This window comes from Bacteroides sp. OF03-11BH (assembly GCF_003604005.1).
GTDB classification, from domain to species: domain Bacteria; phylum Bacteroidota; class Bacteroidia; order Bacteroidales; family Bacteroidaceae; genus Bacteroides; species Bacteroides ovatus.
Genome location: NZ_QTMW01000036.1, coordinates 1 through 2,704, shown reverse-complemented (window position 1 = coordinate 2,704; position 2,704 = coordinate 1). Strand labels below are relative to the sequence as shown.

At 45.5% G+C, this 2,704-nt stretch carries 3 protein-coding genes and 1 pseudogene; 1 reads left to right on the top strand and 3 read right to left on the bottom strand.

The window, feature by feature from the left end; translation table 11 throughout:
* Positions 1-103, top strand: a pseudogene (locus DXA54_RS20435) (N-acetylmuramoyl-L-alanine amidase); the annotation flags it as partial.
* A 118-nt stretch (positions 104-221) separates the two neighbouring features.
* Here the strand turns inward: DXA54_RS20435 and tnpC are convergent.
* The 3 genes from tnpC to tnpA all read right to left on the bottom strand — a co-directional run bounded on the left by tnpC (position 222) and on the right by tnpA (position 2,619).
* Complete coding sequence (tnpC, locus tag DXA54_RS20430; RefSeq protein WP_120080543.1) at positions 222-1,847, bottom strand: IS66 family transposase; 1,626 nt, start codon at positions 1,845-1,847, stop codon at positions 222-224.
* An 87-nt stretch (positions 1,848-1,934) separates the two neighbouring features.
* On the bottom strand, positions 1,935-2,303 hold the full coding sequence (gene tnpB, locus DXA54_RS20425) for an IS66 family insertion sequence element accessory protein TnpB (RefSeq protein ID WP_071149928.1): 369 nt from the start codon (positions 2,301-2,303) through the stop codon (positions 1,935-1,937).
* On the bottom strand, positions 2,296-2,619 hold the full coding sequence (tnpA, locus tag DXA54_RS20420) for an IS66 family insertion sequence element accessory protein TnpA (protein WP_022233666.1): 324 nt from the start codon (positions 2,617-2,619) through the stop codon (positions 2,296-2,298). Before tnpA ends, tnpB begins: the two co-directional genes overlap by 8 nt.
* Positions 2,620-2,704: the final 85 nt, after the last annotated feature.

Sequence of the window (2,704 nt, the reverse complement as noted above, 5' to 3'; positions counted from 1 at the left end):
TTGCAGTGCCACGCCGGAAGGAAAGTCCCTTTCGGCGGAGGCTTGCCGACAGGATCATATCTTGCACCGTGGTTTCCGTGATATTGGCTATCATTTTTACATCGTAAGTATTCGGCCAACTACAGGTATTAAACCTTTATATACAACAATAGCGACTGTCACTATGAACCTAATAGTATCAGCCGCTATTGTTTTGTTGAACCCATATGTTACAGTTTATATCAGTTACAAGATTCCTCCTTTTGCCTTGTCAGTACACATTCCGGATGTTTCAACTTCCATTTATGTGGAAGTAGATTCAAAAGTTCTTCTTGGGTTGCCTTTTTGTGATAAGGCATTTGTGCGATAACATCGTTCAGGTATACCCTGGGATTTACCTCGTGCGCCTTACATGTGGCCAGCAGAGAACATATGACAGACATATTAACCGCAGCTTCGTGATTACCACAGAAGAGAAAATTTTTTCTGCTCAGAGTGATGGGGCGTTGGACGTTTTCCGCCAGATTGTTATCCCAGTACAGGCGGCCATCGTCCAGGCATCTTATAATATTATCCCATTTGGTATAGGCATATGTAATGGCCTTGCCTGTCAAAGAACCTGGACTGTATTTAATCCCTTCTGTCTCCATCCATACCTTCATTGCCTCCATGATTGGCCGGGCCAGCTCCTGACGCTTCTGTCTGCGCTCATCATATGACAGGCCGGCTTCGTTACACTGACGTTCTATTTTATAGATATGCTGTATCTGAGTCAGTGCATGTTGGGCCATCTCCCTGTTTTCATCCAAAGCCTGCTCAAAATGACGACGTATATGCACCAGACAGTTGAGCAGCCGCACGTCGGGGTTGGCCTTGAAGGCTGTTTCATAACCTGCAAAACCGTCACATTGAAGATATCCCTTGAAGTTATATTGATTTGCCAGGGATTCGATGACCGCTCCGGCCCGTGAGCCTCCGTCGTAATGAAAGATGACCAGTCTCTCCATGACTGATCTTACCATCCAGAGATATTCCTTGTCGGCCTTGTGCTTTTCCCTGTTGATGACCGGAACTGTAGTCTCGTCCACCTGTACATAATCACAGGAGAAGACTTCACGTTTGAGTTCTTCATACAGAGGCTTAAGCAATTCTACGGTTTTCTTGAACCAGCCGTCCAGTGTACTTTCGGTCAGACCTTTCATTCCAAGATGGCGGTATTGCTGTATCTGACGGTAGAACGGGACATGATATTCATACTTCTGAAGCAATATTTCGGCAAGCAGGCTGGTGTCAGCGATGCACTTGTCGACCGGCATTAGCGGCATGGGAGCTATCTCTACGCCTTTCTGTCCGGCCGGAGGAAGCAGGGTACTATCCTTGAGAGCATATTTGGGACGGATGATCACCTTGACGTAAAGCATTCCCGGCTTGTGTTTGACGACTTTTGTTATCTCTTCGCCTATTCTACGGTATAAAGACAAGTCTACGCCTTTCGGTTCTATTGTATCGGTCTCCAGTACGGGCAAGTCCTCTATCATTTTGCGGTTCTGGCGATTTCGTTTTACGTCTTCCACCGATTCCTTCTCAATCTTTTCCACAGCCTCGTCCCGCTTTTCTTCCGCCTGCTGCCGGAGTCCGGAAAACTCGTCGGCAAAGAGATCTGGCATATTAGGATCATATACGCGAAGTTTCTCCGATTTACGACCAAAGAGCTGACGGTTCAGCCATGCGACCTGAGCCGTCAACTCCTTGATACGTTCCTGCAGATTTTTTATCTGTTCGGATTGATTCTTATTAGTAGTAGACAATGAGGCTATAGAGGCATTCAGCCCTTCTATCGTCTTGAGTAAAATTTCTTTTTCTTCCATTGTCTATACTTCTTTTAATGATGTAAATATACTAATTAACAGTGAATTATGCAACAATATCCAAAGTTTACTCACATAAAAAACATGTTATACATGGTATTCCTTACGTTCGGCTCTTAACCGCCGGAGCCTCTGTTCCGGGTTTTCCTGTATTCCTTCAACCATCATCACCAGATCGCGCCACTCCATGGGATAGCTGTTTGATTTGGGATCATACTCCGGCAATTTGAAGCGACCGGCCTCCAGACGTTTTACATACATTACCATACCTCCGTCTTCGGCATGAAGGAGTTTCATTAGCCTGCGGCTGGAACCGATGAAGATGAAGACATCACCGTTCCTCACTTCACTGTTCATTTTCTCATGTACCACTCCGCATAGCGAACTGATACCCTTGCGCATATCTGTCCTGCCCGGACACAGGAAGTAGCGCATCGTGTCGTTCAGGTTAAACATGACCGTTTCGAAGACTTTGGGTAAATATTTCCTTCAGCAAATCTTCAGAACCGCTCCCGAAGTGGGCACGAAGTCCATTGGGAAACAGCAGCGCAACACCATGCGGCAATTGTTCTTCTTGGGAAGACTCCGTAAATGCCTGTTTAAAACTGATAGGAGCCAACTCGTGTTTGATACTGCTCCTGTCAACGGAACATTTTCTACGCCAGTAGTGATAGGTTGAATAACTTACACCTATCTGTTGAAGGTACGACTTCAACGGCAGCTCGCTTTGTTGCACCTGCAATTCTAATTCTTCAAATTCTTGTCTGTTCATAATAATTGAGGTTTGATTGTATTCACTGCCGCAAAGCTACAACCAAACCTCAAAGTGTAAAAGGTGCATTTCTTCGAATGCTTAC